Genomic DNA, 255 nt, shown 5'->3' with positions numbered 1-255 from the left:
ACGGAACCCCCTTCGCCGACCAGACCACCCGCGACTGGATCACCCAGCACGTCAGCGGTAATCGTGCGCAGCAATGGTTACCGGAACCGAAGGTGGTGGTCTCCACTGGACACGCCGAAATTCTGTCGTTGGAGGGTGAAGCCCTGGCCCTGGCCGACAGTGACGGCGTGGAGGCGGCGCTTGCCTGGCTGGCTGCCCGGCCCGACGTGCAGACCGGGCGCCAGCGTTGGCTGTTGCGCCTGTTGATGGCGCGAG

At 67.1% G+C, this 255-nt stretch carries 1 protein-coding gene; it reads left to right on the top strand.

Annotated features, from left to right (window positions below; translation table 11 throughout):
* Positions 1–255: type VI secretion system domain-containing protein (locus tag ACZYSM_RS29675; RefSeq protein WP_489077254.1), on the top strand; the 255-nt coding region annotated here is incomplete at both ends.

The organism is Pseudomonas sp. F220, from assembly GCF_057813935.1.
This window is presented reverse-complemented; position numbering and strand designations above follow the sequence as displayed.